At 67.1% G+C, this 26,079-nt stretch carries 26 protein-coding genes; 4 read left to right on the top strand and 22 right to left on the bottom strand.

Features of this window, described 5'->3' with window-relative positions:
• Nucleotide 1: 1 nt before the first annotated feature.
• The 18 genes from era to VHAB30_RS01935 form a co-directional block, all read right to left on the bottom strand.
• Nucleotides 2-967 (bottom strand): GTPase Era, encoded by a 966-nt coding sequence (era, locus tag VHAB30_RS02020; RefSeq protein ID WP_159275636.1) that lies wholly within the window; start codon nucleotides 965-967, stop codon nucleotides 2-4.
• A gap of 7 nt (nucleotides 968-974) precedes the next feature.
• A complete protein-coding gene (rnc, locus tag VHAB30_RS02015; RefSeq protein WP_056572447.1) occupies nucleotides 975-1,661 on the bottom strand; it encodes a ribonuclease III in 687 nt (228 codons plus the stop codon).
• Nucleotides 1,662-1,681: 20 nt separating this feature from the next.
• Nucleotides 1,682-2,053, bottom strand: coding sequence for a DUF4845 domain-containing protein (locus tag VHAB30_RS02010; protein WP_159275635.1), 372 nt, complete (start codon nucleotides 2,051-2,053; stop codon nucleotides 1,682-1,684).
• A gap of 41 nt (nucleotides 2,054-2,094) precedes the next feature.
• Complete coding sequence (lepB, locus tag VHAB30_RS02005) at nucleotides 2,095-3,060, bottom strand: signal peptidase I (RefSeq protein ID WP_159275634.1); 966 nt, start codon at nucleotides 3,058-3,060, stop codon at nucleotides 2,095-2,097.
• Between the two features lie 11 nt (nucleotides 3,061-3,071).
• On the bottom strand, nucleotides 3,072-4,883 hold the full coding sequence (lepA, locus tag VHAB30_RS02000; protein ID WP_070062248.1) for a translation elongation factor 4: 1,812 nt from the start codon (nucleotides 4,881-4,883) through the stop codon (nucleotides 3,072-3,074).
• Between the two features lie 522 nt (nucleotides 4,884-5,405).
• Complete coding sequence (locus VHAB30_RS01995; RefSeq protein ID WP_062475536.1) at nucleotides 5,406-6,884, bottom strand: DegQ family serine endoprotease; 1,479 nt, start codon at nucleotides 6,882-6,884, stop codon at nucleotides 5,406-5,408.
• Between the two features lie 108 nt (nucleotides 6,885-6,992).
• Entirely contained in the window at nucleotides 6,993-8,060 is a 1,068-nt protein-coding gene (locus tag VHAB30_RS01990; RefSeq protein WP_235926396.1) for a MucB/RseB C-terminal domain-containing protein, read from the bottom strand.
• Between the two features lie 38 nt (nucleotides 8,061-8,098).
• The gene (locus VHAB30_RS01985; protein ID WP_159275632.1) at nucleotides 8,099-8,773 is read right to left on the bottom strand and encodes a sigma-E factor negative regulatory protein; all 675 of its coding nucleotides are present in this window, start codon (nucleotides 8,771-8,773) and stop codon (nucleotides 8,099-8,101) included.
• Between the two features lie 17 nt (nucleotides 8,774-8,790).
• A complete protein-coding gene (gene rpoE / locus VHAB30_RS01980) occupies nucleotides 8,791-9,465 on the bottom strand; it encodes an RNA polymerase sigma factor RpoE (RefSeq protein ID WP_235926394.1) in 675 nt (224 codons plus the stop codon).
• 9 nt (nucleotides 9,466-9,474) lie between these two features.
• Complete coding sequence (locus tag VHAB30_RS01975) at nucleotides 9,475-9,957, bottom strand: hypothetical protein (RefSeq protein WP_159275631.1); 483 nt, start codon at nucleotides 9,955-9,957, stop codon at nucleotides 9,475-9,477.
• 13 nt (nucleotides 9,958-9,970) lie between these two features.
• On the bottom strand, nucleotides 9,971-11,215 hold the full coding sequence (gene fabF, locus VHAB30_RS01970; protein ID WP_159275630.1) for a beta-ketoacyl-ACP synthase II: 1,245 nt from the start codon (nucleotides 11,213-11,215) through the stop codon (nucleotides 9,971-9,973).
• A gap of 96 nt (nucleotides 11,216-11,311) precedes the next feature.
• Nucleotides 11,312-11,551, bottom strand: coding sequence for an acyl carrier protein (gene acpP, locus VHAB30_RS01965; protein ID WP_007830471.1), 240 nt, complete (start codon nucleotides 11,549-11,551; stop codon nucleotides 11,312-11,314).
• A gap of 100 nt (nucleotides 11,552-11,651) precedes the next feature.
• The gene (gene fabG, locus VHAB30_RS01960) at nucleotides 11,652-12,395 is read right to left on the bottom strand and encodes a 3-oxoacyl-ACP reductase FabG (protein ID WP_062475549.1); all 744 of its coding nucleotides are present in this window, start codon (nucleotides 12,393-12,395) and stop codon (nucleotides 11,652-11,654) included.
• Nucleotides 12,396-12,427: 32 nt separating this feature from the next.
• Nucleotides 12,428-13,381 (bottom strand): ACP S-malonyltransferase, encoded by a 954-nt coding sequence (fabD, locus tag VHAB30_RS01955; protein ID WP_159275629.1) that lies wholly within the window; start codon nucleotides 13,379-13,381, stop codon nucleotides 12,428-12,430.
• Nucleotides 13,382-13,432: 51 nt separating this feature from the next.
• The gene (locus VHAB30_RS01950) at nucleotides 13,433-14,410 is read right to left on the bottom strand and encodes a beta-ketoacyl-ACP synthase III (protein ID WP_070062242.1); all 978 of its coding nucleotides are present in this window, start codon (nucleotides 14,408-14,410) and stop codon (nucleotides 13,433-13,435) included.
• Nucleotides 14,410-15,507 (bottom strand): phosphate acyltransferase PlsX, encoded by a 1,098-nt coding sequence (plsX, locus tag VHAB30_RS01945; protein WP_159275628.1) that lies wholly within the window; start codon nucleotides 15,505-15,507, stop codon nucleotides 14,410-14,412. Before plsX ends, VHAB30_RS01950 begins: the two co-directional genes overlap by 1 nt.
• Nucleotides 15,508-15,568: 61 nt before the next feature.
• On the bottom strand, nucleotides 15,569-15,751 hold the full coding sequence (gene rpmF / locus VHAB30_RS01940; protein WP_057592299.1) for a 50S ribosomal protein L32: 183 nt from the start codon (nucleotides 15,749-15,751) through the stop codon (nucleotides 15,569-15,571).
• 173 nt (nucleotides 15,752-15,924) lie between these two features.
• Nucleotides 15,925-16,482, bottom strand: a complete 558-nt coding sequence (locus tag VHAB30_RS01935) for a YceD family protein (protein WP_095949572.1) — start codon at nucleotides 16,480-16,482, stop codon at nucleotides 15,925-15,927.
• 86 nt (nucleotides 16,483-16,568) lie between these two features.
• On the opposite strand from VHAB30_RS01935, the gene VHAB30_RS01930 reads away from it, so the two are divergent.
• From VHAB30_RS01930 to VHAB30_RS01920, 3 genes are read left to right on the top strand one after another with little or no spacing between them, the layout of a single operon-like run.
• Nucleotides 16,569-17,150, top strand: coding sequence for a Maf family protein (locus VHAB30_RS01930; RefSeq protein WP_159275627.1), 582 nt, complete (start codon nucleotides 16,569-16,571; stop codon nucleotides 17,148-17,150).
• Nucleotides 17,147-17,914 carry an SAM-dependent methyltransferase gene (locus VHAB30_RS01925; RefSeq protein ID WP_159275626.1) on the top strand — a complete coding sequence of 256 codons (768 nt, stop codon included), beginning with the start codon at nucleotides 17,147-17,149 and terminating at the stop codon, nucleotides 17,912-17,914. The genes VHAB30_RS01930 and VHAB30_RS01925 overlap by 4 nt, the downstream gene beginning before the upstream one ends.
• 2 nt (nucleotides 17,915-17,916) lie before the next feature.
• Nucleotides 17,917-19,083, top strand: coding sequence for an MFS transporter (locus VHAB30_RS01920; protein WP_159275625.1), 1,167 nt, complete (start codon nucleotides 17,917-17,919; stop codon nucleotides 19,081-19,083).
• A 13-nt stretch (nucleotides 19,084-19,096) separates the two neighbouring features.
• On the opposite strand, the gene VHAB30_RS01915 is transcribed toward VHAB30_RS01920, so the two are convergent.
• From VHAB30_RS01915 to VHAB30_RS01900, 4 genes are read right to left on the bottom strand one after another with little or no spacing between them, the layout of a single operon-like run.
• Nucleotides 19,097-20,137, bottom strand: a complete 1,041-nt coding sequence (locus VHAB30_RS01915) for a S49 family peptidase (RefSeq protein WP_056572114.1) — start codon at nucleotides 20,135-20,137, stop codon at nucleotides 19,097-19,099.
• A gap of 1 nt (nucleotide 20,138) precedes the next feature.
• Nucleotides 20,139-20,507, bottom strand: coding sequence for a Rieske (2Fe-2S) protein (locus VHAB30_RS01910; protein ID WP_070062237.1), 369 nt, complete (start codon nucleotides 20,505-20,507; stop codon nucleotides 20,139-20,141).
• A gap of 10 nt (nucleotides 20,508-20,517) precedes the next feature.
• The gene (locus VHAB30_RS01905; RefSeq protein WP_159275624.1) at nucleotides 20,518-21,201 is read right to left on the bottom strand and encodes an HAD family hydrolase; all 684 of its coding nucleotides are present in this window, start codon (nucleotides 21,199-21,201) and stop codon (nucleotides 20,518-20,520) included.
• Nucleotides 21,194-22,294, bottom strand: coding sequence for an RluA family pseudouridine synthase (locus VHAB30_RS01900; protein ID WP_062475576.1), 1,101 nt, complete (start codon nucleotides 22,292-22,294; stop codon nucleotides 21,194-21,196). Before VHAB30_RS01900 ends, VHAB30_RS01905 begins: the two co-directional genes overlap by 8 nt.
• Before the next feature lie 548 nt (nucleotides 22,295-22,842).
• Here VHAB30_RS01900 and VHAB30_RS01895 point away from each other — a divergent pair.
• Nucleotides 22,843-26,073 (top strand): Rne/Rng family ribonuclease, encoded by a 3,231-nt coding sequence (locus tag VHAB30_RS01895; RefSeq protein WP_159275623.1) that lies wholly within the window; start codon nucleotides 22,843-22,845, stop codon nucleotides 26,071-26,073.
• Nucleotides 26,074-26,079: the final 6 nt, after the last annotated feature.

Here is a 26,079-nt window from a genome sequence, read left to right as displayed (position 1 = left end):
TTCATTCGTAGCCGAAGGAGCGGACGCGCGCCTCGTCGTCGGCCCAGCCGGAGCGCACCTTCACCCACAGCTCGAGGAACACCTTGGCGTCGGCCAGCTTCTCGAGCTCGACGCGGGTTTCCATGCCGATGCGCTTGATGCGCTCGCCCTTGTCGCCGATCACCATGGCCTTGTGGCCGTCGCGCTCGACCACGATGGTGGCGGCGATGCGCAGCAGGCGCTTCTGGCCCTTCTTCTGGGGCGGCTCTTCCTCGAACTTGTCGATGATGACGGTCGAGGTGTAGGGCAGCTCGTCGCCCGTGAGGCGGAAGAGCTTTTCGCGCACCAGCTCGCCGGCGAGGAATTTCTCGCTGCGGTCGGTGAGCTCGTCTTCGTCGTAGAACCAGGGCTGCTCGGGCAGGTATTTCTCGCAGATGCCGAACAGGCGCTCGACGTCCTTCGAGTTCTTGGCCGACATCGGCACGAACTCCGCGAAGCTGTGCTTGGCCTGCATCGTCTGCAGCCAGGGCGCGATGTCGCCGCGGCGGTGCACGTTGTCCAGCTTGTTGGCCAGCAGCGCCGTGGGGATGCCCTTGCCGAGCAGCTTGAGCACGCGCTCGTCGGCCGGCGTGAAGCTGCCGGCCTCGACCACGAACAGGATCAGGTCGACATCGCCCACCGCGCCCTGCACGGTCTTGTTGAGCGACTTGTTCAGCGCGTTGGCATGCAGGGTCTGGAAACCCGGCGTGTCGACGAACACGAACTGCGTGGCGCCCAGCGTGCGCATGCCGGTGATGCGGTGGCGCGTGGTCTGCGCCTTGCGCGAGGTGATGCTGATCTTCTGGCCGACCAGCGCATTGAGCAGCGTCGACTTGCCCACATTGGGCTTGCCGACGATGGCGATCAGGCCGCAGTGCTGCGGCCCGGTGGCAGGCGTGTCGCCTGCGGTGTCTTCGGGTCCCGCTGCGGGATTGGTTACATCGTTCATTCTGATTTCACGCGGCGCCGCGTGCCTTGAGCCGGATCAACATGGCGGCCGCGGCAGCTTGCTCGCCGGCGCGGCGCGAGCCGCCGATGCCGCGCTCGCGAAGGCCCAGCTCGGGCACCTCGCACTCGACATCGAAGGTCTGCTTGTGCGCTGCACCCAGCGTCGCTGCCACGCGGTACACCGGCAGCTTCATTTTGTGGCCCTGCAGCCATTCCTGCAATTCGGTCTTCGGGTCTTTCGCGGCGGCTTCCATGCGCGGATTGATCTCGACCGCCTCGTAGAGCCGGTGCACCAGCGCCTGCGCGGCGGCAAAGCCGGCGTCCAGGTAGACCGCGCCGATCAGCGCTTCGAGCGCGTCGGCCAGGATGGAGGGCCGGTTCGGGCCGCCCGAGCGGGCTTCGCCTTCGCCCAGGCGCAACAGCGGCGACAGCGCCAGTCCCAGCGCGAGCCGGTGCAGCGTGTCCTGCTTGACCAGGTTGGCCCGCACGCGCGACAGGTCGCCCTCGGGCAGTTCCGAGAGGCGGATGTACAGCAGGTGTGAGACGGCCAGGTTCAGCACCGAGTCGCCGAGAAACTCGAGGCGCTCGTTGTGGTCGGCCGAGAAACTGCGGTGCGTGAGCGCGAGCTGGAGCAGGCGCGGGTCCGAGAACGTGTACTGAAGGCGCGCCTGCAGCGCGACGAGGCTGCCGTCCACCTTCTTGTTCGACACCGCGGTCAGCGGGACGCGCCCTTGTATTTGAGCGTCAGGTAGGCCGGCCCGAACAGGGGGATCTCGCGCTCGTACGCATACGACACGACGACCTTGTCGCCCACCTTCTTGATCTCGAGGTCCCGGCCGCTGACCGACTTGAAGTCGTCGATGGCCTGGGCGCGGTCGAAGATCGCGCGGATCTCGGGCACCGTGGCGCCTTCCTTGGCCTTGTTGGCGGCCTTGTCGATGGCCTGCCATTCGATCAGCGTCGGAATGACCTGCGCGACGACGACGCCCGCGCAGCCCAGCACCGCCGCGACGAACACCAGGCCGATGAACGAGATGCCGCGCTGGTGCGCGGCACTGCCACGGACGGACCGACTGTTGGTTCTCATGCCCTCTTACCCCTCGAACAGTAACGTTGACTGTTGATTAATTATTGAAACGGACCGATGCGACCGAGATCGCCGAAGTTCATCCAGACGAAGAAGGCCCTGCCCACGATGTTCTTGTCCGGTACGAATCCCCAGAAACGGGAATCGGCCGAATTATCGCGGTTGTCGCCCATCATGAAGTAGTTGCCTTCGGGCACCTTGCACACCACGCCCTCGACCGAGTAGCGGCAGTTCTCGCGGAACGGGAAGTCGCTGGCACCCGGCACGAAGGCGGGGGCGTTCTCGTCGTTGAGGATCTTGTGCTGCTTGCCGCCGAGGTCTTCGTCGAACTGCTTCAGGATGCGCATCGACTCGCCATCGAGGTAGTCGGCGATCGGGGCCTTGCCCACCGGCTGGCCGTTGATCGTGAGCTTCTTGTTCAGGTAGGCCACCTCGTCGCCCGGAATGCCGACCACGCGCTTGATGTAGTCCATGCTGGGCTTGGGCGGGTAGCGGAACACCACCACGTCGCCACGCGCCAGCGGCGTGCCGTCGGTGATCTTGGTGTTGATGACCGGCAGGCGCAGGCCGTAGGTGAACTTGTTGACCAGGATCAGGTCGCCGGTCAGCAGCGTGGGCATCATCGAACCCGAGGGAATCTTGAAGGGCTCGTACAGGAACGAGCGCAGCAGGAACACGACCAAGATCACCGGGAAGAGGCCCGCGGTCCAGTCGAGCCACCAGGGCTGCATCAGCAGGCGTTCGCTGGCCTTGGCGTCGGTGGTGTCGACCTGGGTGATGCCCTGCCCCGCCAGCCGCGTGTTGCGTTCGGCGATGGAGCTCTCGAGCGTGGCGGCGGCGCGTTCGCGCTGCGGCAGGAAGTAGAAGCGCTCGGCCAGCCAGTAGACCCCGGTGACCACCGTGGCCACGAACAGCAGCAGCGCGAAGTTGCCTTCGAGCGCGCCGAAATACCAGGCGCCGACGTAGCTGGCGAACGCCGCGAGAACCAGGGTGGTGAGGTATGCCATGTTCGTGGTGATCAGTCTTCGACTTGCAGAATCGCGAGGAAGGCCTCTTGCGGGACTTCGACGGAGCCGATCTGCTTCATTCTTTTCTTGCCCGCTTTCTGCTTCTCGAGCAGCTTCTTCTTGCGGGAGATGTCGCCGCCGTAGCACTTGGCGAGCACGTTCTTGCGAAGTGCCTTGATTGTCTCACGCGCAATGATCGTGACCCCGATGGCCGCCTGGATCGCCACGTCGTACATCTGGCGCGAAATGATCTCGCGCATCTTCGACACCACCGCCCGGCCGCGGTACTGCGACTGGCTGCGGTGCACGATGATCGACAGCGCATCGACCTTGTCGCCATTGAGCAGGATGTCGACCTTCACCACGTCGGACGCACGGTACTCCTTGAACTCGTAGTCCATGGAGGCGTAGCCGCGGCTCACCGACTTCAGCTTGTCGAAGAAGTCGAGCACGATCTCGCCCAGCGGCATCTCGTAGGTCAGCATGACCTGGCGGCCGTGGTAGGCCATGTTCAGCTGCACGCCACGCTTCTGGTTGGCCAGCGTCATGACGGAGCCGACGTATTCCTGCGGCATGTACAGGTGCACGGTGACGATGGGCTCGCGGATTTCCGCCATCTTGCCGACGTCGGGCATCTTGGACGGGTTTTCGACCATGATCACTTCGCCGTCGTTGCGCACCACCTGGTAGACCACGCTGGGCGCGGTCGTGATCAGGTCCTGGTCGAACTCGCGCTCCAGGCGCTCCTGCACGATCTCCATGTGCAGCAGGCCCAGGAAGCCGCAGCGGAAGCCGAAGCCCAGCGCCTGGCTCACTTCGGGTTCGTAGCGCAGCGACGAATCGTTGAGCTTGAGCTTCTCGAGCGCGTCGCGCAGCGAGTCGTACTCGCTGGCTTCGGTCGGGTACAGGCCCGCGAACACCTGCGGCTGGATTTCCTTGAAGCCGGGCAGCGCCTCGGTGGCCGTGGCGGCGGCGCCGCCGGTACCGGGACGGATCAGCGTGACCGTGTCGCCGACCTTGGCCGCCTGCAGTTCCTTGATGCCCGCGATGATGTAGCCCACCTCGCCGGCTTCGAGCGACGCGCGCGCCTCGTTGGCGGGCGTGAAGACGCCGATGCTGTCGGCGTTGTACATCGCACCCGACGCCATCATCTTGATGCGCTCGCCCTTCACGAGGCGGCCGTCGACCACGCGCACCAGCATCACGACGCCGACGTACGGGTCGAACCAGCTGTCGATGATCATCGCGCGCAGCGGGCCGTCGGGATTGCCGCGCGGTGCGGGCATGCGCGCGACGATGGTCTCGAGGATGTCGTCGATGCCGACGCCGGTTTTTGCGGAGCACGGAATCGCGTCGGTCGCGTCGATGCCGATCACGTCTTCGATTTCGGTGCGCGCGTTGTCGAGGTCTGCGTTCGGCAGATCGATCTTGTTGAGCACCGGTATCACTTCGACGCCGAGGTCGAGCGCGGTGTAGCAGTTGGCCACCGTCTGCGCTTCGACGCCTTGCGATGCGTCGACAACGAGCAATGCGCCTTCGCATGCCGACAGCGAGCGGCTCACTTCGTACGAGAAGTCGACGTGGCCCGGCGTGTCGATCAGATTGAGGTTGTAGACCTGTCCATCGCGTGCCTTGTAGTGCAACGCGGCGGTCTGCGCCTTGATGGTTATCCCACGCTCTTTTTCGATGTCCATCGAGTCGAGCACCTGCGCTTCCATCTCGCGTTCCGCGAGGCCGCCGCAACGTTGGATCAAACGGTCTGCGAGCGTCGACTTGCCATGATCGATGTGCGCAATGATCGAAAAATTTCTGATGTGATTCATCAACGGGAACGCTTAAGTACTTGAATTGGCTCGGGCGCCGAGGGGCGGGGCCAAGAAAAAAGGGCGCGTCTTCTGGAGACGCGCCCTGAACCAACAAGCAATGGCAACTGCAGTAGTTGGAACTTCATTGTAGGCAAAAAGGGAAGCACGTACATCCGGGAACAGGGTCCAAAGGGCTCGTTGCAGGTCCACAACATCAAAGATACTCACAACTTATCAACAGGATCGGTGGAGCAGTAGCTGAACAACTTGTGGGCGATCTGTGGAGCACCGGTGGACGGCTGTGTGACATCTCGCATCGTGAAGGCCATCGCCCTCTTTATGCGCTGACTGGCCGCCAGGAGCTGTCTATTCTACCGAAATTCGTCCTTAGCCCTTTTATAAGTTAGTGATCGCAAACAAATCTTGACGTTTTCGAGGCCTCGGATTTTTTTAGAGGCCGGCGCCGAAGCGTCGTAAACACCTCGAAAAAATGGCCCCAAACCCGACTGCCGGGTGGGGCCACTTGACGCCGCCGCCGTATCAGCGTGCGGGTCGGATCAGGGCGTACTGCGCCCAGTCGCCCCGGCGGTAGAGCACGCTGAGCGACTTGGCCTTGTCCGCCTTGGCGACCGCCGCCTCGAATTCGCGGGCATTCGCCACCTCGAGATTGCCCACGGCCAGGATGACGTCACCCTCGCGCAGGCCGGCCCGCGCCGCAGCGTCGTTGGCGGCATCGACCTTCACGCCACCCTTCAGCTTGAGCTCTTTCTTCTGCGCATCGCTGAGGTCGCTGACCGCAAGGCCGAGCGACTTGAGGGCCGCGGAGGCAGACGGCTTCGCAGCCGGCTCGTCGCGGTCGGTTGCGCGCTTGGCGGGCTTGTCCGGCTCGATCTCGGCGATGGTCACGCTGAGGTCGCGCGAGCTGCCGCGGCGGAACACGGTCAGCGTGCTCTTGGTGCCCGGCTTGGTGTTGCCCACGAGACGCGGCAGGTCGCTCGGCTTCTCGATCGCCTTGCCGTCGAACTTGGTGATGACGTCGCCCGGCTCCACGCCGGCCTTCTCGCCCGGCGAACCGGCTTCGACACCGCGCACCAGCGCGCCCTGCGCCTTGCCCAGGCCGATGGCTTCAGCCACGTCCTTGGTGACCTGATCGATCTGCACGCCGATGCGCCCACGCGAGACGCGCCCCGAGGTGCGCAGCTGCTCGCTGACGCGGATCGCCTCGTCGATCGGGATCGAGAACGAGATGCCCATGAAGCCGCCCGAACGCGAATAGATCTGGCTGTTGATGCCCACCACTTCGCCGCGCATGTTGATCAGCGGGCCGCCCGAGTTGCCGGGGTTGATGGCCACGTCGGTCTGGATGAACGGGAGGTACTCGCCCGTGTCGCGCTGCTTGGCGCTCACGATGCCGGCGGTGACGGTGTTCTCCAGGCCGAAGGGCGAACCGATCGCCATCACCCACTCGCCGACGCGCAGCTTGGAGATGTCGCCCACCTTGACCGCAGGCAGGCCCGTGGCTTCGATCTTCACCACGGCCACGTCGGTGCGCTTGTCGGCGCCGATGATCTTGGCCTTGAACTCGCGCTTGTCGGGCAGCGTGACCAGCACCTCGGAGGCGTCTTCCACCACGTGCGCGTTGGTCATGACGTAGCCGTCGCCCGTCAGGATGAAGCCCGAGCCCACGCCGCGCGGACGCTCTTCTTCCTGCTGCGGACGGTTCGGGCGCGGCCCCTGGCGCGGCGTGCCCGGCAGCGGCTGGCCGAAGAATCGGCGGAAGAACTCCTGCATCTCCTCGTCCATCTCGCCGTTGCCGCCGCCGCGCTGCGCGACCTTCTCGACGGTGCGGATGTTGACCACGGACGGACCGACCTGGTCGACCAGGTCGGTGAAGTCGGGCAGCGTGCGCGTCTGTGCATGCACCGACTCGACCGGCAGGAAAGTGGCGCCGGCCGTCAGCGCCAGCGCAAAGGCCAGCAGACCGGAACGAAGCTTGTGTCCCTCGACTTTGAACATCATCGGTTGTCTTTCAAAAAGAACAGAGCTGCAAATAACGACAGAGGCTATGAGTACCCGGCGCCGGCTTGGTTCAGCCCGAACGCCTGCACGGCGTCAGCCCATCGCCCGTCAGCGCGTGCGCGCGAGGCTCTGGGCAAAGGCATTGAGCGTCTGCTGCGGCACCTCGCCGACCGCGGTCAGCCACCAGTCGCTGGCCGGTGCGGGCAGTCGCCGGCGGATCGCGTTGGTGGCGCCGATGGTCAGCACGCCGTCGCCCGGCGTGCGCGTGGGATCGTAGCGTTCGATGAAGAGCGAGACCGTCGCCAGGCCGTCGGAGAAGGTCCACTGGACGGTGGTCGCCTCGGGCTTGGGCGGCTTGCCGTCGCCGGCGGGCAGCGCGGGGCGCCGGAAGAAGCTTCGGGGCTTGAATCCGGCCACGGGTGTGCGCAGCATCCAGCCTTCGTCCTGCGCCGTGCTGCGCTCGAGCTCGAGCTTCTCGATGCGGTAGCCGCTCGTGTTGGCCATCATCTGCGCCAGCGCCTGCGCCTTCACGGGCGCATCGAGCTGCAGCTCGGAGAACGCCGACTGCTCGACCACGCGGGTGTCGCTGTCGACGGTCTGGAGTTTCACCACGAGGCCGGAGCGTCGCTCGCTCCAGATGCGGTAGCCGAAGCGCAGGCCGTCGCGCGGCACCAGCTGCACCACGTCGGCATCGAAGCCCGCGACGCGGTCCTTGCCGATGGCGCGCACGTCGTAGTAGTCGCCCACCGACGAATCGGGCTTGTCGGGCAGGTTGGGGAAGAGGTCGAGGTTCTCGCGCTTCTCGACCTTCACGACCTTCGCCTCGGGCAGGAAGGTCATCACGTTGCGGTTGCGCCGGAAGGTCGAGCGCGGCGGGCCCGACAGCGCTTCGATGCGTTCCAGCTGGTGATCGCCGTCGCGCACATGCCAGATGCGCGCGCTCGACAGATCGCCACCTGGCGCCGACACCACGAAGGTGCCCACGTAGCTGCGCTGCCGTGCGCCCGCATGCATGCGCTGCAGCCACTCGGTCACGCCCATGGCCGGCGGTTCGTCGGTCTGCGCCGAGGGCACGCTCTTCGTGTTCGCCGCACCGTAGCGGGTCTGCGCGGTGGCCATCTGCCCCAGGCAAAGAACAGCAAACGCGAGCACCAGGGTGCGTGCGGAAATCGGCATGTGAACAACGGTCATTGCAGGCGGCGACGGTCGCGCAATCAGCGCGTGGGGCCCTCGAAGGTGGCGTTGCGCAGGAAACCGGACGGCATTTGCGATGCACCACCGGCCTGCTGGTGGGCTTCGAGCAGCTGGTCAAGGCGCGGATCGCGCAGCATGACCTGCGGATTGCCATTGCCGACCAGCACGCGGGTCGGCGTCAGGGCGCCGTTGCCTGGCAGCTCGCTGCCGCCGGCCGCGGCCGCCAGCACCGAATTCGCCACGGGCGGCTGCACCGCGGCCAGCTGGGCACCGCCGTTCGGCACCGCGGCGCCGTTGCCGACCAGCGTCCAGCTGATGGCCGCCACGGCCATCAACGACGCGGCGCCGGCCACCAGCTTCCAGCGGAACACCGGCTCGTTGGCCGCCTCAGCGCGTTGCCGAACGGGCATCGCGGCCGGCACGGCGGCCAGCGGCGCCACGGCCGCGGGCGGAGCGATCACGACCGGCTCCTGCGCCAGCCGCTGCTGGAAACGCGCCAGGAAGGCCGAGGTGTCGCTGCAGCGCGAATGCGCCGACGAGCGCAGCACATCGCCCACCACGTGGTAGGCGTGCCAGGCGTCGCGCGAGTCGTCCTCGGCGCAGACGGATTCGATCGCACGCGCGAACGCCTCGCCCTGCAAATGGCCGTCCGCCAGTGCGGACACCTGTTCCCGAACCGTCATCGTCTGATTCATGTCATTCACCTGCTGATCTACCAACGCTTGCCGGACTGGTTGTCCAGCAGCGGCTTGACCCTGGCCGAAATGGCCTCGCGCGCCCGGAAAATACGCGAGCGCACCGTGCCGATCGGGCAATCCATGACCTCGGCAATCTCTTCGTAACTCATCCCCTCGATCTCGCGCAGCGTGACCGCCTGGCGCAGCTCGGTGGGGAGCGCTTCCATGGCAGCCTCGACGGCACTGGCGATTTCGTTCGCCGCCATGACCGATTCGGGGGTTTCATCGCTGGTTGGTTCGTTTCCAGGACGGTAAGTTTCATCTTCGTCATCCGAGGACGAACGCAGTGCGCTTTCGGAGACGGTCGGATCGCGCTTCATGTCCACCAGCGCCTTCTTGGCGGTGTTCACTGCGATCCGGTACAGCCAGGTGTAGAACTGCGCCTCGCCGCGGAACTGGTGCAGCGCGCGGTAGGCGCGGATGAAGGTTTCCTGGGCGATGTCCTCGATCAGGTCGACATCGCGCACCATGCGTCCGATCAGGCGTTCGATGCGGCGCTGGTACTTGATGACCAGCAGCTCGAACGCCTTCTGGTCGCCCGCGACGGTGCGCTGGACCAGCTGGAAATCGACCTCACCCGGGCGCGGCGCCTGCGCCGCCTCATCGGGCAGCGCGGACTCCGGAGGCACGGGAGGCAAAGAAGTGGTCATCGAAACGGGTCAGGGCGCGTCGGCCGGAGCGGTCGCGCGCCAGGGATCGCCGGCCGGCTCGGCCGCCGGGGGCCGCGCATAGACCGCACGGCGCACGTCGCGCCAGCGCTCGGGCATGGCCCGCTGCTCGAGCCAGACCCAGCGGGCCGCGCGGCCGGGTTCGGCCAGGCGGACCAGCAGCAGCGACTGGAAATCGAGCGCCACCACGGCGCGCGCGGCGAGCACGCCGCGCGTCGGATCGGCACCGGTCAGCGACCAATGCGATCCATCGAAATGCAGCGTCGCCACCCCGTCGCGCCGCAGGCCGAAACCTGCCGCGACACCGGAAAAGACGACGCTGAGGAGCAGTAACAACTGGCGCCAGCCATTGCTATCGAACAGATAGCAGGCTGCGCCGGCGCAGCAGACGCCCAGAGTCCAAAGGGCCAGAAGAATCCGGGTCGCGCCGCGGGTGCGCCCCACCGGATAGGTCACCGACGGTGCGCTGTGCATGGGAGAGCGACGCTCAAGCGCGCTTGAACACCAGCGTGCCGTTGGTGCCGCCGAAGCCGAAGTTGTTCTTGACCGCGACATCGATCTTCAGATCGCGCGCCTCGTTGGCGCAGTAGTCGAGATCGCACTCCGGATCCTGGTTGAAGATGTTGATCGTCGGCGGGCTCTTCTGGTGATGCAGCGCGAGCACCGTGAACACCGATTCGATGCCGCCCGCGCCGCCCAGCAGGTGGCCGGTCATGGACTTGGTCGAATTGACGACGAGCTTCTTCGCGTGATCGCCGAACGCCAGCTTGACCGCATTGGTCTCGTTGAGGTCACCGATCAGCGTCGAGGTGCCGTGCGCGTTCAGGTACTGGACCTCGTCGGCGTTGACACCCGCATTGGCCAGCGCCATCGCCATCGAACGGCGCGGGCCGTCGACGTCGGGGGCGGTCATGTGGTACGCGTCGCCCGTCATGCCGAAGCCGGAGACTTCCGCGTAGATCTTGGCGCCGCGCGCCTTGGCGTGTTCGTACTCCTCGAGCACCAGCACGCCGGCGCCCTCGCCCAGCACGAAGCCGTCGCGGTCCTTGTCCCACGGACGCGAGGCCGTGGCGGGATCGTCGTTGCGGGTGCTCAGCGCGCGAGGCGCGGTGAAGCCACCGATGCCGAGCGGAGAGATGGTCGATTCGGCGCCGCCCGCGATCATGACGTCGGCATCGCCGTACTCGATCATGCGTGCCGACGTGCCGATGGCATGCAGGCCGGTGGTGCAGGCGGTCACGACGGCGATGTTCGGGCCCTTGAAGCCGTACCTGATCGAGACGTGGCCCGAGATCATGTTGATGATCGACGCCGGCACGAAGAACGGCGAAATGCGACGCGGGCCGCGGCTCGCGTACTCGCCATGCGTCTGTTCGATCATCGGCAGACCGCCGATGCCCGAACCGATGTTGCAGCCGATGCGCACGGCCTTTTCATAGGACAGCGCGTCGCCGGTCGGCAGTCCGCTGTCCTGCACCGCCTGGATGGCGGCGGCGAGTCCCAGATGAATGAAGCGGTCCATGTGACGCGCTTCTTTCTCCGAGATGTATTGGGTGATGTCGAAACCCTTGACCTCACCGGCGAACTTGCAGGCGAAGGCGCTTGCATCGAACGCGGTGATGTTCGCAATGCCCGACTTCCCGGCCAACAGGTTGGTCCAGGATTCGGTTGCGGTGTTTCCGACAGGAGCGATGCAACCGAGTCCGGTCACGACGACGCGGCGTTTGGTCATGCCGGCAAACCTTTCTGGAAGCGCTGGACAGCTGCCGAGCGGCGCGGGCGGTTGAAAAAAGAGCCGCCGGCCGTCGTTGCAGTGTCAGCTGGCCGATCAGGCCTTTTGATTCTTGGTGGCGTAGTCGACGGCGTTCTGCACCGTCGTGATCTTCTCTGCGTCTTCGTCCGGGATCTCGATGCCGAACTCGTCTTCGAGTGCCATCACGAGTTCGACCGTGTCGAGCGAGTCAGCGCCGAGGTCGGCCACGAAAGCCTTTTCGTTCGTCACTTGGGACTCTTCCACGCCGAGCTGCTCGGCGATGATTTTCTTGACACGTGCTTCGATATCGCTCATTTGATTCCCTCTAAGGGTTGTAGGTAACTGGTGGATTTTAGCCGGGCGGCCCGTGGCATTTGCCCCGCGCTCCGGTACGGAAAAAGATTGCGCCTTTCGGCTACATGTGCATGCCGCCGTTGACGTGCAGTTCCTGCCCCGTCACGTACGAGGCCTGCGGCGATGCGAGGTAGGCCACCGCATGCGCGATGTCGGCCGGCTTGCCCAGGTGGCCCAGCGGGATCTGCGAGAGCAGCGCCTGTTGCTGGGCTTCCGGCAGGCTGGCCGTCATGTCGGTTTCGATGAAGCCCGGCGCGACGCAGTTGACCGTGATGTTGCGGCTGCCGAGTTCGCGGGCCAGCGCACGGGTCATGCCCGACACGCCGGCCTTGGCGGCCGCGTAGTTGGCCTGGCCGGCATTGCCGGACGCGCCCACCACGCTCGTGATGCTGATGATGCGGCCATAGCGCTGCTTCATCATCGGGCGGATCACCGCGCGCGAGAGACGGAAGACGGCCTTGAGGTTGGTGTCGAGCACCGCATCCCAGTCGTCGTCCTTCATGCGCATGGCGAGCGTGTCGCGCGTGATGCCGGCGTTGTTGACCAGCACATGGATCGCGCCGTAAGCCTGCACGATCTCGTCGATCAGGGCTTCGACAGCAGCGCCGTCGTTCACGTCGAGCGCACGGCCGCGGCCGTCGAACGCGCTCAGCGCCTGGGTGATCTTGGCGGCGCCGTCATCGGTGGTGCCGGTGCCCACGACCTTGAGGCCGCGCTGCGCGAGTTCGAGCGCAATGGCGGCGCCGATGCCGCGCGTTGCGCCGGTGACCAGGGCGACCTGGCCTTCGAATTTGGGAGTGCTCATAAAAGAGAAAAAGTATCGGGGCCTGGCGGCGTTCAGCCGGCGAGCGATTGTCGGACGTCCGCGAGGGTGGCCGGGTCGTACACCGACGCGGCTTCCAGTTCGGGGGCGATGCGCTTCACCATGCCGGCCAGCACCTTGCCGGGACCGCACTCGATGATGGCGGCTACACCGCGCAGTTTCAAGGCCTGAACGCTCTCGACCCAGCGCACCGGACCGGCGGCCTGGCGCACCAGGGCGTCGCGGATGCGGTCGGCATCGGTCTCGACGGCCACGTCGATGTTGTTGAGCACCGGAATCTGCGGCGCGGCCAGCGCCACGCTCGCGAGCTTCTCGCGCAGGGCTTCGGCCGCGGGCTTCATCAGGCTTGAATGGAACGGCGCCGACACCGGCAGCGGCAACGCGCGCTTGGCGCCGTTGGCCTTCAACAGCTCGCAGGCCTTGTCGACCGCAGCCTTGCTGCCGGCGATCACGGTCTGCATCGGATCGTTGAAGTTCACGGCCTCGACCACCTCGGCGCTGCCGGGGCCGAACGTGGCGGTGGCTTCGGCGCAGCCGGCGACCACCTTGTCGGACGCCATGCCAAGGATCGCCGCCATCGCGCCGACGCCGACCGGCACGGCCTGCTGCATGGCCTGCGCACGGAAACGCACCAGCGGTGCGGCCTGCGAAAGCGTGAGCACGCCCGAAGCCACCAGCGCCGAATACTCGCCCAGCGAATGGCCGGCCACCACGGACGGCGCGGCGCCACCTTCGGCCAGCCAGGCACGCCAGGCGGCCACGCCAGCCACCAGCATCACGGGCTGCGTGTTGGTGGTGAGCGCCAGCTCTTCCTTGGGACCGTTCTTGATCAGTGCACCGATGTCTTCGCCCAGCGCTTCAGAGGCTTCGCGCAAGGTCTCGACCACGGCCGGGTGATCGCCCCAGGCGTCGAGCATGCCGACCGCCTGCGAGCCCTGACCCGGAAAGACAAAAGCAAAGGATTTCATTGTTGTTTCTTCGTCACCGCGCCGACGCCCGCTTCGGGGCGCCGCGACGCACTACAGATTCAATAGCACCGCGCCCCAGGTGAAGCCACCGCCCACGCCTTCCAGCATGAGGGTCTCACCCTTCTTCACCTTGCCCGAGCGCACGGCTTCGTCGAGCGCCAGCGGGATCGAGGCGGCCGAGGTGTTGCCGTGCTCGTGCACCGTGACGACCAGCTTCTCGCGCGGCAGCTTCAGCTTCTTGGCCGTGCCTTCCATGATGCGGATGTTGGCCTGGTGCGGGATCAGCCAGTCGATGTCGGCCTCGGTCTTGCCGGCCTTGGCCAGCGTGGCGCGCGCGGCATCTTCGAGCACGCGCACCGCCAGCTTGAAGACGGCCTGGCCGTCCATGTGCAGCAGCGGCGTGCCGAGCACGTTGCCGCCCGACACATGGCCCGGCACGCACAGGATGCCGACGTGCTTGCCGTCCGCATGCAGGTCGCTGGCCAAGATGCCAGGTTCGTCGGAAGCCTCGAGCACCACCGCACCCGCGCCGTCGCCGAACAGCACGCAGGTGGTGCGGTCGTTGAAGTCGAGGATGCGGGAGAACACTTCGGCGCCGATCACCAGCGCGCAGCGCGCGGTGCCCGTGCGGATCATCGCGTCAGCCACCGTCAGTGCGTAGACGAAACCGCTGCAGACCGCCTGGACGTCGAAGGCCGGGCAGCCGGCGATGCCGAGCTTGTGCTGGAGGATCGCGGCCGACGACGGGAACACCATGTCGGGCGTCGAGGTCGCGACGATGATCAGGTCGACGTCGCTCGCCTTGCGGCCGGCGGCTTCCAGCGCGTGTTTCGCGGCTTCGAGGCCGAGATCGCTGCTGCTGACATCGGGCGCCGCGAAGTGGCGCGCGTGGATGCCGGTGCGCTCGACGATCCACTGATCGGAAGTTTCGATGCCGCGTGTCGCCAGATCCTTGGCAAGGTCGTCATTGGTGACGCGGCGGGGGGGCAGGTAGCTGCCGGTGCCGGTAATGCGCGAAAAAGGGGTCATCAAGCGTGAAGGGCTGTCGCGTCGGCCGGCACCGCCGACTCCTGCCGCGCGAGCAAAGGCGCGGCGTGGGCGATGCGGGCCCGCACGCGATCGAGCAGGTTGTTGCGAGCGGCATCATAAGCGCGATCCAACGCATGGCCGAAAGCCACTTCGTCGGCCGAGCCATGGCTCTTGAACACCAGCCCGCGCAGGCCCAACAGGGCCGCGCCGTTGTAGCGACGATGATCCAGGCGACCTTTGAACGCTTTTAGAACCGGGTAAGCAACAATAGCCACCAGTTTCGTGAAAATGTTTCGCGAAAACTCGACGCGAATGAACTCGCCGATCATCGACGCGACGCCTTCGCTGGCCTTCAGCGCCACGTTGCCGACAAATCCGTCGCACACGACGATGTCGGTCGTGCCCTTGAAAATGTCGTTCCCTTCGACGTTGCCGTAGAAGTTCAGATCCTTGGAGTTGGCAGCTGCACGCAGCAGTTGACTGGCCTTCTTGATGGTTTCGCTGCCCTTGATGGCTTCTTCGCCAATATTGAGCAAGCCGACCGACGGCGATTCGTTGCCGGTCAGCGCCGAAACGAGCGCCGAGCCCAGCACGGCGAACTGAAGCAGATCCTCAGCGTCGCAATCGACGTTCGCACCAAGATCGAGCACGGTGGTCGCCCCGCCCTTCACATTGGGCAGCTGCGGCGCGATGGCAGGACGATCGATGCCGTCGAGCGTCTTGAGCAGATAGCGTGCAATCGCCATCAATGCGCCCGTGTTGCCGGCAGATATCGCCGCTTGCGCCGCGCCATCCTTGACCTGCTGGATCGCGACGCGCATCGAAGAGTCTTTCTTCTTGCGCAGGGCGATTTCGATGGGATCGTCCATGCCGACCACTTCGCTGGCCGGCACGATGCGGGCGCGCGGATGGTCGGCAAACCCCGTCAATGCGGCCGGCGCACCGACGAGCAGCAACGAGGCTTCGCTGTGCCGCTCGAGAAACGCGCGGCAGGCCGCGAGCGTGACACGCGGCCCATGATCACCCCCCATGCAATCCACGGCGAGCGTGATTGCGGCGGGCGCAGCAGTGAGTTCGGGAGAAAAAGGCGCAGCCATCAAAACAAAGGCCCGACGCTACAGCAAAAGTAGCTTCGGGCCTTGGCCTTGGGATTCGAGATCAGGCTTCGGACTTGTTCTTGAGCACCTGACGGCCGCGGTAGAAACCGTTCGGGCTGATGTGGTGGCGCAGGTGCGTTTCGCCGGTGGTGGGCTCGACAGCGATGCCGGGCACGCCCAGGGCGTTGTGGGAACGGTGCATGCCGCGCTTGGAAGGCGACTTCTTGTTTTGCTGGACGGCCATGATGGCTCCTGGACGGTTAGGTGGGTGACTGGATGCGGGCTCAAGCGGTGGCAATGAGACGAAAGCTCCGGCGGCATGCATGGAATGCCACGTTCTGCCTTTGCCTTGTATGCATTGCTGCTCACGGCGGCGCGCGCGAAGCCCATGATTATAGCCCAGCCAGAGAGAAAGGGCTACTTACCCTCTTCGGGCTTGCGCGGACGCAACGCGCCGAGCACGGCAAAGGGGTTCGGCTTGGCCTCCTCGGCCGCCTGGAAATCGTCGTCGCTGGAGGACAGGCGCACCGGGGTCGGGCACACGTCGTGGACCGGCATGACGGGGATTTCCATCAGCAGCTCGTCCTCGATCAGCCCGCGCAGGTCGAAGTCGCGGCTGACGACCAGCAGGTCTTCGTCGGACTCCTCGTCTTCCGCCTCGGCCGTGGCCTCGTCGGCCACGAAACGGAACCAGCGGTCCACGAACAGTTCGGTATCGACCGGCGACAGGCAGCGCTGGCAGACCAGGGGCACGGTGGTTTCGACATCCAGGTGCAGCCAGGGCGTCGCCTTGCCGTCGGCGCCGGGGCGCTCTTCACCGGTCGCTTCCCAGCGGACCACGGCGTCGGTGGCCGGCGTCGCCAGTTCGGCGACCAGGCGCGCGAAACCCGGGACCGGATCGGCGCCTTCCAGCGTGGCGGCCGCCGCGGTGAACGCGGGCACATTGAGCCTTTCGGGGGCAAATTCTCTCTTCATCTGCCCCAGTCTAGCGCGCCGGCCGGCCTCCCAGGCGAGCAACCCGCCGAGCCGGTCGGGTCCGGTCGCTCACGCACAATCGCTGCATGCAACGCACCGTGATCCTCGCCTCGACCTCGCGCTACCGGCGCGAACTGCTCACCCGCCTCCATCTGCCCTTCGAGGTGCACGCCCCCGAAGTCGACGAAACCCCACTCGACGGCGAAACGCCCCGCGCGCTGGCCGAGCGCCTGGCACTGGAAAAGGCCAACGCCGTGGCCGCGCGCTTTCCCGACGCGGTGGTGATCGGCTCCGACCAGGTCGCCGACCTGGCGGGCGACGCGCTCGGCAAGCCCGGCGACCACGCACGGGCCACCGCCCAGCTGCGCCGCATGCGCGGCCAGACGCTGATCTTCCAGACCGCCGTGGCCGTCGTTTGCCACGCCACGGGCTTCGTCCAGCGCGACATCGCCCCCGTGCGCGTGGTGTTCCGCGACCTTTCCGACACCGCCATCGAGCGCTATCTATTAGCCGAACAGCCCTACGACTGCGCCGGCAGCGCCAAGAGCGAAGGCTTCGGCATCGCGCTGCTCGACGCCATCGACAGCGACGACCCCACCGCGCTGGTCGGCCTGCCCCTGATCCGCACCTGCCGGATGCTGCGTGCCGCGGGAGTCGACCTGCTGTGACCACAAAAGGCAAGCTCTACCTCGTCCCCGCGCCGCTCGATTTCGGCTGCGACCTCCAGGCCCCTCTGCAGGACGCCCTGCCGCTGGGCACGCTGCAGGCCGCCGCCGGCATCACGCACTGGATCTGCGAGAACGCCAAGTCGGCCCGCGCCTACCTGAAGCGCGTCGACGCCGTCGCCCCGCTCGCCGCGCCGCTGCAGGCGCAGGACATCCAGGAACTGCCGCGCGAAGTGCACAAGAAAGGCGACCACGCCGGCCAGTTCGACGCCCGCCCGCTGCTCGCCGCCGCGCTCGAAGGCCACGACATCGGCCTGCTGAGCGAAGCCGGCATGCCCGCCGTGGCCGACCCCGGCTCGTCGGTGGCGCGCGCCGCGCACGACCTGGGCATCACCGTCGTGCCGCTCACCGGGCCGGTGTCTTTGCTACTGGCCCTCGCAGCAAGCGGCCTGAACGGACAAAACTTCGCCTTCGTCGGCTACCTGCCGCAGGACGGCGGCGAACGCCAGGCGCGCATCCGCGAACTCGAGGCGCTCGCGCTCAAGACCGGCCAGACGCAGCTCTTCATCGAAACGCCGTACCGCAACGCCGCCCTGCTGCAGGCGCTGGTGCAGACGCTGCAGCACAACACCCGCCTCGCCGTCGCGCGCGGCCTGACGCTCGCCACCGCGCAGGTGCGCAGCGAGACGGTGAAAGCCTGGCGCGCCGCCAAGCCGCAGGCCACGACCGACGAGCGCCTGCCCGCCGTGTTCGCGATCGGGCGCTGAGGGTGGGGCCGGGCGTCACGGCCGGTACGCGCTGGGCGTCGCGCGCCCAGTTCTTCGCGTCGGGCTTCATCTTCGCGACCTGGGGCGTGCACGTGCCGACGGTCAAGGCGCACTACGCCATCGACGAGGCGCAGCTCGGGCTCGCCATGCTCGCGGCGGGCGCCGGCGCGATGGTCGGCCTGACCAGCGCCGGGCGCTGGATCGGCCGCCACGGCCCGCGCCGCATGGCCGCGCTGTGCGGCTGCGTCTACGCACTGCTGATCGCCGGCCTGATCGCGATGCCCGGCTATGCCGCGCTGCTGGGCCTGCTGGCGGTGTTCGGCCTGGTCACCAGCGTGTTCGACGTGGCGATCAACACCGAGGCCGCACAGCTCGAGTTGCGCGGCAATCAACCGTTGATGAGCGGCATGCACGGCATGTTCAGCCTCGGCGGTATGGTCGGTGCCGCGAGCGGCAGCGCGGCGCTGGCCGCCGGCATGGCGCCGCAGACCCACTTGTGGACCGTGGCCGTGGTGATGATCGGCGTGGTCGCGATCGCGGCAACGCGCATGCTGCCCACGCCGGCTGCCCCCGCCGACGGCGCGGCCGCAGCGGACCATAGCTTTCGCCTGCCGCGCGGCGTGCTCGCGGTGCTTGGCGTGCTGGCCGCGCTGGGGCTGATCGCCGAGGGCGCCATCTACGACTGGAGCGTGCTCTACATGCAGCAGGAACTGGGCAGCCCGCAGCAGCAGGCCGCGCTGGCCTATGCGAGCTTTTCCGCCGCGATGGCAGCCGCACGTTTTGGCGGTGATGCGATGCGCGCCCGTTTCTCACCCACGGCCTTGCTGCGCGGCAGTGGCCTCCTCGCGGCGGGGGCGATGACGCTGGTATTGCTGACCGACCTGCCCTGGCTCGCACTGCTCGGCTTCGCAGGCGTCGGCGTTGGTTTCGCGAATGTGGTGCCGATCCTGTTCGGCGCCTCGGCCCGCGTGCCGGGCGTGGCGCCCGCCAATGGCATTGCCGCCGTGTCGGCCATCGCTTACCTGGGGTTCATGGCAGGGCCCGCGGTGATCGGCCTGCTGGCGCGGGTCAGCTCGCTGACCGCCGCGCTCTATGTGGTGGTGGCCTTTGCCGCCGCGCTGGCGGCCTCGGCCCGGTTCACCGGCAGCGGCGACAGCAGCGCCGCCTGAAAAAAAGCCGCGCTCAGCGCAGCGCCGGCGAAGTCTTCAGCGCACTCACCGAGGCCGCGCCCATGGCGGCGCCGAACTTCTTGGCCAGCTTCTCGGCCACGTTGTCGCGACGCGTGTAGTCGATGACTTCCTCGGCCTTGATCACCTCGCGTGCCACGAAGTCGACGTTGCCCAGTTGGTCGGCCAGGCCGAACTCGACGGCCTGCTCGCCGCTCCAGAACAGGCCGCTGAACAGGCCCGGGGTATCGAGCTTGAGGCGGTCGCCGCGGCCGGTCTTCACCACGTTGATGAACTGCGTGTGGATCTGGTTGAGCATCGACTGGGCATGCGCACGCTGCGCGTCGTTCATCGGGCTGAACGGGTCGAGGAAACCCTTGTTCTCACCGGCCGTCAGCAGCCGGCGCTCGACGCCGACCTTTTCCATCACGCCGGTGAAGCCGAAGCCGTCCATCAGCACGCCGATGCTGCCGACGATGCTGGCCTTGTCGACGAAGATCTTGTCGGCGGCAGCTGCGATGTAGTACGCCGCCGAGGCGCAGGTCTCTTCGACCACCGCGTAGACCGGCTTCTTGTGCTTGGCCTTCAGGCGCTTGATCTCGTCGTTGATGATGCCGGCCTGCACCGGGCTGCCGCCGGGCGAGTTGATCAGCAGCACCACGCCCTTGGCGCCTTCGTCCTCGAAGGCCGTCTTCATGGCGGCGATCACGAACTCGGCGCTGGCGTCGCCGCCGTTGGCGATCTCGCCCTTGATCTCGACGACGGCCGTATGGGCCGTGGTCTTGGCGGTGCTGGGCGTGCTGCGCGAGAACGCAAACCAGGCCAGGAACACGAAGAAGGCCAGCCAGCCCAGGCGCACGAAGGTCTTCCAGCGGCGCGTGGCCTTCTGCTCATTCAGGGAGGCGAACGCGAGTTTCTCGAGCGTGGCGCGCTCCCACCCGGGGCGCTGCGTGGGATCTTGGGCCATGGTGCGGGGGCTGTCTTGGGATGTCGTGAGGGGGACGGCCGGCTCCAGCGGTTCGAAACCCTGGGGTTCCCTGCGATTCGGATCGGTCATGTCAGAAGGAAAGAGGTTGGAGGTTCCAGTCAGTATGCCAGTGCACCACGCCGTCTTCTTCGCTCAGCGCGATCTTCACGAGCCCGCCGCGGCAGGGTCCGCCCGCGCATTCGCCGGTGTCGGGCTTGTAGACAGCGCCGTGGGTGGCGCACAGCAGCCACTGGCCGCTGTCGTCGAAGAAGCGGTCGGGCTGGAAGTCCATCTCCATCGCCACATGGCTGCAGCGGTTGAGGTACGCATGCGGCAGGCCCTCGAAGCGCACCGCGAAGGCACGGCAGGTTTCGCCGCCGTGGACCACGTCGAAGGGCACGGCGTTGCCGCCCTCGACCAGGTCCGAGGCATTGCACAGCGGGATGCGCGAGTCGCTCATGCCTTGGCCCTCAGGCGTTCCCGAGCAGCCAGGCCTGCAGCTCGGCGATCGACTGCGCCACGTACAGCGGCTTGAATTCGTCGAAGGTGGACGACGCATGCGCGCCGAAGCCCACGCCCACGCTGGCGCAGCCGGCGTTCTGCGCCAGCTGCAGGTCGTGCGTGGTGTCGCCGATCATCAGCGTGCGCTCGGCCGGCACGTCGAGCTCTTCCATGAGTTCGAGCAGCATGCGCGGGTGCGGCTTGCCGAAGGTTTCGTCGGCGGTGCGCGAGGCGTCGAAGCGGTCGCGCAGCGCCACCGTCTTCAATGCTTCGTTGAGGCCGCGGCGCGACTTGCCCGTGGCCACGGCCAGCTTGTGGCCACGCGCGCGCAGCGCATCGAGCATGGGCAGCACGCCGTCGAACAGCACGAGGTCGTCCTGGTGCTGCAGGAAGTGGTAGCGGTAGCGGGCGCCGAGCTCGGGGTACTTTTCCTTGGGCACGTCGGGCGCCGCGCGCGCGAGCGCCTCGGCCAGGCCCAGGCCGATCACCCAGGCGGCATCGTCCTCACTGGGCTTGGCACCGCCGACATCGACCACGGCCGCCTGGATGCAGCGCACGATCAGGCGGGTGGAGTCGTAGAGCGTGCCGTCCCAGTCGAAGGCGATCAGGTCGAAGCGAGGGGAACGTGCAGGGCTGGCGGAAGAATCAGTCATGGGCCGTGGGGGTGGGATGTTGCGCCATCGCCTCGAGCGCCGCACGCGACATCAGCGCATGCAGCTCGGGCGGCAGCCCGGCCTGCAGCGCAATGCGCTCGCCGCTGGCCGGGTGGTTGAATTGCAGCCGCCACGCATGCAGGAACATGCGCTTGAGGCCGAGTTTGTGCAAGGCGCGCTGCCGATCGGACTCGCCATATTTGTCGTCGCCGGCAATCGGATGCCCGGCCGAGGCCAGGTGCACACGGATCTGGTGGGTGCGCCCGGTCTTGATGGTCACCGCCAGCAATGACAGCGGCGTGGCGTCGCCCGGCAGGCTGAGGCGGGCCAGCACGCGCACCAGCGTGACGGCGCGCATCGCGTCGGGGTGGTCCTTGGCGACCACGCGCACGCGGCGTTCGCCGGCACCGGCGCCCGAACCGTCGGGCAGCAGGTACTTGGCCAGCGGCGCGTCGAGCACCTTCTTGTTGGCGGGCCAGTCGCCTTCGACCAACGCCAGGTAGGTCTTGCCGGTTTCACGCTCGCGAAACTGGTCCTGCAATGCCACCAGTGCGCTGCGCTTTTTGGCGACCAGCAGGATGCCGGAGGTTTCGCGGTCGAGCCGGTGCACCAGTTCCAGGAACTTGGCGCCCGGGCGCGCCGTGCGCAATTGCTCGATCACGCCGAAGCTCACGCCGCTGCCGCCGTGCACCGCCACGCCGGCCGGCTTGTCGATGGCCAGCACGGCCTCGTCTTCGAGCAACACGGGAAACTCGCGCGCCGGCGCGGGCGGCGTGGCACCCTCTTCGGCGCGCGGCGATATGCGGACCGGCGGAATCCGGACCAGGTCGCCGTCTTCGATGCGGGTTTCGGCCTGGGCGCGGCCCTTGTTGATGCGCACCTCGCCCGACCGGATGATCCGGTAGACGTGCGTCTTCGGCACGCCTTTCAGATGGCGAAACAGGAAGTTGTCGAGCCGCTGCCCGGCGGATTCGGCGTCGACGGTCAGGAAGTGGATGGCGGCGTGCGGCGTGCCGGTGTCGGCGCCCGCGGGTCGATCCGCGGGATTTGGAGCCCCCGCGGGGCTTTTCTTCGCACCTATAATGTTTTTCACCAGCGCGGTCGTGTAAGTGCTTGATTAGACAGAAGTTTAGAGCACTGACGACCATGCTGTGAGGTCGATGCCGCTTTGGCGTCCAGCCCGCAAACCCCGCGCAATCGCGCAAAGTGGCAGGCCAGGCACCCAAGTCAAGCCGACACCCACGAAACACCGATACGGAATACCCAGCCTGCAGCTTCCAAGCTGCAGGCGGATCGAAGCGAGTCCCTTGTTGTGTTGATGCTGCTGATTCAAATATGCCTGCGCTGGTCGACCTGGTTTCGACCAGTCGCCTCAGGCATTGAATCGCCCGCAGTGCGCGCCACCCTTGCGCAACCGGCTGTCAAAAAGGCAGCCACCCAACACCGAATCTGGCTCGCGCCCATCCACGCGCCCCCACCCCGGCTGTCTTCTTGAGCTGACGCTCGAGAGGCCTGCTCGCGCCTGGCGCGGCAGTCACAGCATCCGGGGCCAAGCGGCAATTCCCTGGTTTCGCGGGCGTCGTCCGTGCATCGTTGGCTCGTCATGAGCCGGTAGAACGATACATATAAGGACAACGCATCATGAAGCGGATGCTGATCAATGCCACGCAGGCCGAAGAACGCCGCCTGGCCATCGTCGACGGGCAGAAACTGCTCGACTACGAAATCGAAATCGAAGGGCGCGAACAGCGCAAGGGCAACATCTACAAGGCGGTCGTGACCCGCGTCGAGCCGTCGCTCGAAGCCTGTTTCGTCGACTACGGCGAAGACCGCCACGGCTTCCTGCCGTTCAAGGAAATCTCCAAGCAGTACTTTGCCGAAGGCGTGTCGGCCAGCCAGGCCCGCATCCAGGACGTGATCCGTGAAGGCCAGGAACTCACCGTCCAGGTCGAAAAGGAAGAACGCGGCAACAAGGGCGCCGCCCTCACCACCTTCATCTCGCTGGCCGGCCGCTATGTCGTGCTGATGCCCAACAACCCCCGTGGCGGTGGCGTGTCGCGCCGCATCGAGGGCGACGACCGCGCCGAGCTCAAGGAGGCGATGGACCAGCTCGAGTACCCGAAGGGCATGAGCATCATCGCGCGCACCGCCGGCATCGGCCGCTCGGCGCCCGAACTCCAGTGGGACCTGAACTACCTGCTCAAGCTGTGGACCGCCATCGACGGCGCGGCCAAGGGCGGCAAGGGTGCCTTCCTGATCTATCAGGAATCGTCGCTCGTCATCCGCGCGATCCGTGATTACTTCAATCACGACATCGGCGACATCCTGATCGACACCGACGACATCTACGACCAGGCGCAGCAGTTCATGGCGCACGTCATGCCCGAGCATGCCGCCCGCGTGAAGCGCTACCGCGACGACGCGGCGCTGTTCAGCCGCTTCCAGATCGAGCACCAGATCGAGTCGGCCTACGCCCGCACCGTGCAGCTGCCCTCGGGCGGCGCCATCGTGATCGACCACACCGAAGCACTGGTGTCCGTCGACGTGAACTCGGCCCGCGCCATCAAGGGCGGCGACATCGAAGAAACCGCCACCCGCACCAACCTCGAAGCCGCCGACGAAGTGGCCCGCCAGATGCGCCTGCGCGACCTGGGCGGCCTGATCGTCATCGACTTCATCGACATGGACGAGTCGAAGAACCGCCGCGAAGTCGAAAGCCGCCTGCGCGACGCGCTCCGGCAAGACCGCGCCCGCGTGCAGTTCGGTTCGATCAGCAAGTTCGGCCTGATGGAAATGAGCCGCCAGCGCCTGAAGCCGGCACTGTCCGAAGGTTCGTCGATCCCCTGCCCCCGTTGCGGCGGCTCGGGCCACATCCGCGACACCGAATCGAGCGCGCTGCAGATCCTGCGCATCATTCAGGAAGAGTCCATGAAGGACAACACGGCCGCCGTGCATGTGCAGGTGCCCGTGGAAGTCGCTTCGTTCCTGCTGAACGAAAAGCGCCCTGAAATCGCCAAGATCGAGCTCAAGCAGCGCGTCACCGTGCTGATGGTGCCCAACAAGACGCTCGAAACGCCGAACTACAAGCTCGAGCGCCTCAAGCACGACGATCCGCGCCTCGATCACATCGAAGCCAGCTACAAGATGGCCGACGAGATCGAGGACCCGACCTCGGTCACGCGCCGTTCGCAGGAACCCACCAACAAGCAGACGCCGGTCATCAAGGGCGTGCTGCCCGACGCACCCGCGCCCGTGGTGCCGCCCAAGCCCGAAGCGGTGCGCGCTGCGCCCGCGCCCGCACCGGTGGCCCCGCCCGCAGTGGTCGCTCCGGCCCCGGCACAGACCGGCTTCATGGCCTGGATCAAGAGCTTCTTCGGCGGCGCCTCGCCGGCGCCCGCACCGGCACCGGCGCCCAGCGCCATTCCGGTCGAAGCACCGAAGCCCCGCCGCGAAGGCGGTCGCCCGGGCCGTGACGGCGAAACGCGCGGTGCGCGCGGCGCCGACGGCGAACAGCGCCGCGGCGGACGCGGCGGCGAAGGCCGTGGCGAAGGCGGCGGCCGTTCGGGTGGACGCGACGGTGACCGCCGTGGCGGACGCGGCGGCGAGCGCCGTGAAGGCGGCGAACGCCGCGGCGAGGCTCGCAACACCGAGCAGCGCAACGACAGCACCAACCCGGCACGCGAGCAACGCGAGCCCCGTGAAGCACGCGCACCGCGCGACGGCGAACAACGCCGTGGCGGTCGCGGTGAGCGCCGCGAAGGTGGCGAAGGCCGCAACGCGCCGGCCGAAGCCCTGCTCGACGGCAACCTGAACCTCGACGCGCAGCAACAGCAGCCGGCACCCGGCGGCGACGAGAACGGCAATGCCGCAGCGGAACGCGCACCCCGCGCCCGCGGCGAGCGCCGTGAACGTGGCGAGCGTGGTGAACGTGGCGGCGAACGCAACGAGCGCGGTGAGCGCAACGGCGACGCGCAGCAGCAACAGCCGCGCGATGAAGCAGCACCCGCCGGCGACGGCGAGCGCCAGCCCCGCAACGGCCGTGGCGACGAGTCGCGCGGCCCGCGCGGTGAGCGCAACGACGGCCGCCGCGAGCGCCGCAACGACGCACCTGCAGCCAACGAAGGCGACGCACGCGTGGCCGAATCGGCTGTCGCTGGCGATGCCGAGCAAGGCAACAGCAACGAAGGCAACGAGCAGCAAGCCCCGCGCCGCGACGGCGAAGAGCGCCGCGGCCGTTCGCGTGACCGTTACGGCCGTGACCGCCGCGAACGCGGTCCGCGTGACGACGCCGGCAACGGTGGCAGCGAAGCCAACGGCGCAGACGCCGCACCGGTCGCCGAAGGCGCCGTGGCTGCCGAAGCCCAGGCCGAGCGCCAGCCGCAGCAGCAACTGCCGCTGGTGGCGGAAGCCGCCGCAGTGGCCGTGGTCGCCACCGCGGTCGAAGTGCGCGAACCCGCGCCGCAGGTGCAGGAGCAGCCGCGCTTCGAGCGCCCCGCCGCGCCCGCACCGGCCCCCGTCGCAGCGCCCATCGTGGTCGAAGCCGCGGCCAAGCCCGCAGCAGCAGCGCCCGCCGGCAACGGCCGTGCACTGCCCAAGGTGCAGGCCTTCGAACTGCCGCTGAACGAGCTCGCGCAGATCGCCGAAAGCTCGGGCCTGCAGTGGGTCAACTCGGATGCCGAACGCATCGCGCAGGCGCGCGCCGCGATCGCCGCCGAGCCGAAGCCGGTGCACGTGCCGCGCGAACGCCCGCCGGTGATCGTGCTCGACGAAGGCCCGCTGGTGCTGGTCGAAACCCGCCGCGACCTCGGTTCGATGTCGCTGCCGTTCGAACAGCAACAGCAGCAGCCGCAGGAACAGCAGCGCTCGCTCTGAGCCCTG

This window comes from Variovorax boronicumulans (genome assembly GCF_009811375.1).
In the GTDB taxonomy this organism is placed as follows: Bacteria; Pseudomonadota; Gammaproteobacteria; order Burkholderiales; family Burkholderiaceae_C; genus Variovorax; species Variovorax boronicumulans.
This window is presented reverse-complemented; position numbering and strand designations above follow the sequence as displayed.

Bases quoted from the DNA above. Each gene is read 5' to 3' on its own strand.
- VHAB30_RS01950 (WP_070062242.1), bottom strand. From the start codon at position 14,410: ATGACCCCTTTTTCGCGCATTACCGGCACCGGCAGCTACCTGCCCCCC.
- lepA (WP_070062248.1), bottom strand. From the start codon at position 4,883: ATGAATCACATCAGAAATTTTTCGATCATTGCGCACATCGATCATGGC.
- VHAB30_RS01930 (WP_159275627.1), top strand. From the start codon at position 16,569: ATGCAACGCACCGTGATCCTCGCCTCGACCTCGCGCTACCGGCGCGAA.
- VHAB30_RS01905 (WP_159275624.1), bottom strand. From the start codon at position 21,201: ATGACTGATTCTTCCGCCAGCCCTGCACGTTCCCCTCGCTTCGACCTG.
- fabD (WP_159275629.1), bottom strand. From the start codon at position 13,381: ATGAAATCCTTTGCTTTTGTCTTTCCGGGTCAGGGCTCGCAGGCGGTC.
- VHAB30_RS01985 (WP_159275632.1), bottom strand. From the start codon at position 8,773: ATGAATCAGACGATGACGGTTCGGGAACAGGTGTCCGCACTGGCGGAC.
- VHAB30_RS01915 (WP_056572114.1), bottom strand. From the start codon at position 20,137: ATGACCGATCCGAATCGCAGGGAACCCCAGGGTTTCGAACCGCTGGAG.
- fabG (WP_062475549.1), bottom strand. From the start codon at position 12,395: ATGAGCACTCCCAAATTCGAAGGCCAGGTCGCCCTGGTCACCGGCGCA.
- VHAB30_RS01910 (WP_070062237.1), bottom strand. From the start codon at position 20,507: ATGAGCGACTCGCGCATCCCGCTGTGCAATGCCTCGGACCTGGTCGAG.
- fabF (WP_159275630.1), bottom strand. From the start codon at position 11,215: ATGACCAAACGCCGCGTCGTCGTGACCGGACTCGGTTGCATCGCTCCT.
- VHAB30_RS01995 (WP_062475536.1), bottom strand. From the start codon at position 6,884: ATGATGTTCAAAGTCGAGGGACACAAGCTTCGTTCCGGTCTGCTGGCC.
- acpP (WP_007830471.1), bottom strand. From the start codon at position 11,551: ATGAGCGATATCGAAGCACGTGTCAAGAAAATCATCGCCGAGCAGCTC.
- VHAB30_RS01975 (WP_159275631.1), bottom strand. From the start codon at position 9,957: ATGCACAGCGCACCGTCGGTGACCTATCCGGTGGGGCGCACCCGCGGC.
- plsX (WP_159275628.1), bottom strand. From the start codon at position 15,507: ATGGCTGCGCCTTTTTCTCCCGAACTCACTGCTGCGCCCGCCGCAATC.
- VHAB30_RS01990 (WP_235926396.1), bottom strand. From the start codon at position 8,060: ATGCCGATTTCCGCACGCACCCTGGTGCTCGCGTTTGCTGTTCTTTGC.
- rpoE (WP_235926394.1), bottom strand. From the start codon at position 9,465: ATGACCACTTCTTTGCCTCCCGTGCCTCCGGAGTCCGCGCTGCCCGAT.
- VHAB30_RS01935 (WP_095949572.1), bottom strand. From the start codon at position 16,482: ATGAAGAGAGAATTTGCCCCCGAAAGGCTCAATGTGCCCGCGTTCACC.
- era (WP_159275636.1), bottom strand. From the start codon at position 967: ATGAACGATGTAACCAATCCCGCAGCGGGACCCGAAGACACCGCAGGC.
- VHAB30_RS02010 (WP_159275635.1), bottom strand. From the start codon at position 2,053: ATGAGAACCAACAGTCGGTCCGTCCGTGGCAGTGCCGCGCACCAGCGC.
- VHAB30_RS01895 (WP_159275623.1), top strand. From the start codon at position 22,843: ATGAAGCGGATGCTGATCAATGCCACGCAGGCCGAAGAACGCCGCCTG.
- lepB (WP_159275634.1), bottom strand. From the start codon at position 3,060: ATGGCATACCTCACCACCCTGGTTCTCGCGGCGTTCGCCAGCTACGTC.
- rpmF (WP_057592299.1), bottom strand. From the start codon at position 15,751: ATGGCCGTCCAGCAAAACAAGAAGTCGCCTTCCAAGCGCGGCATGCAC.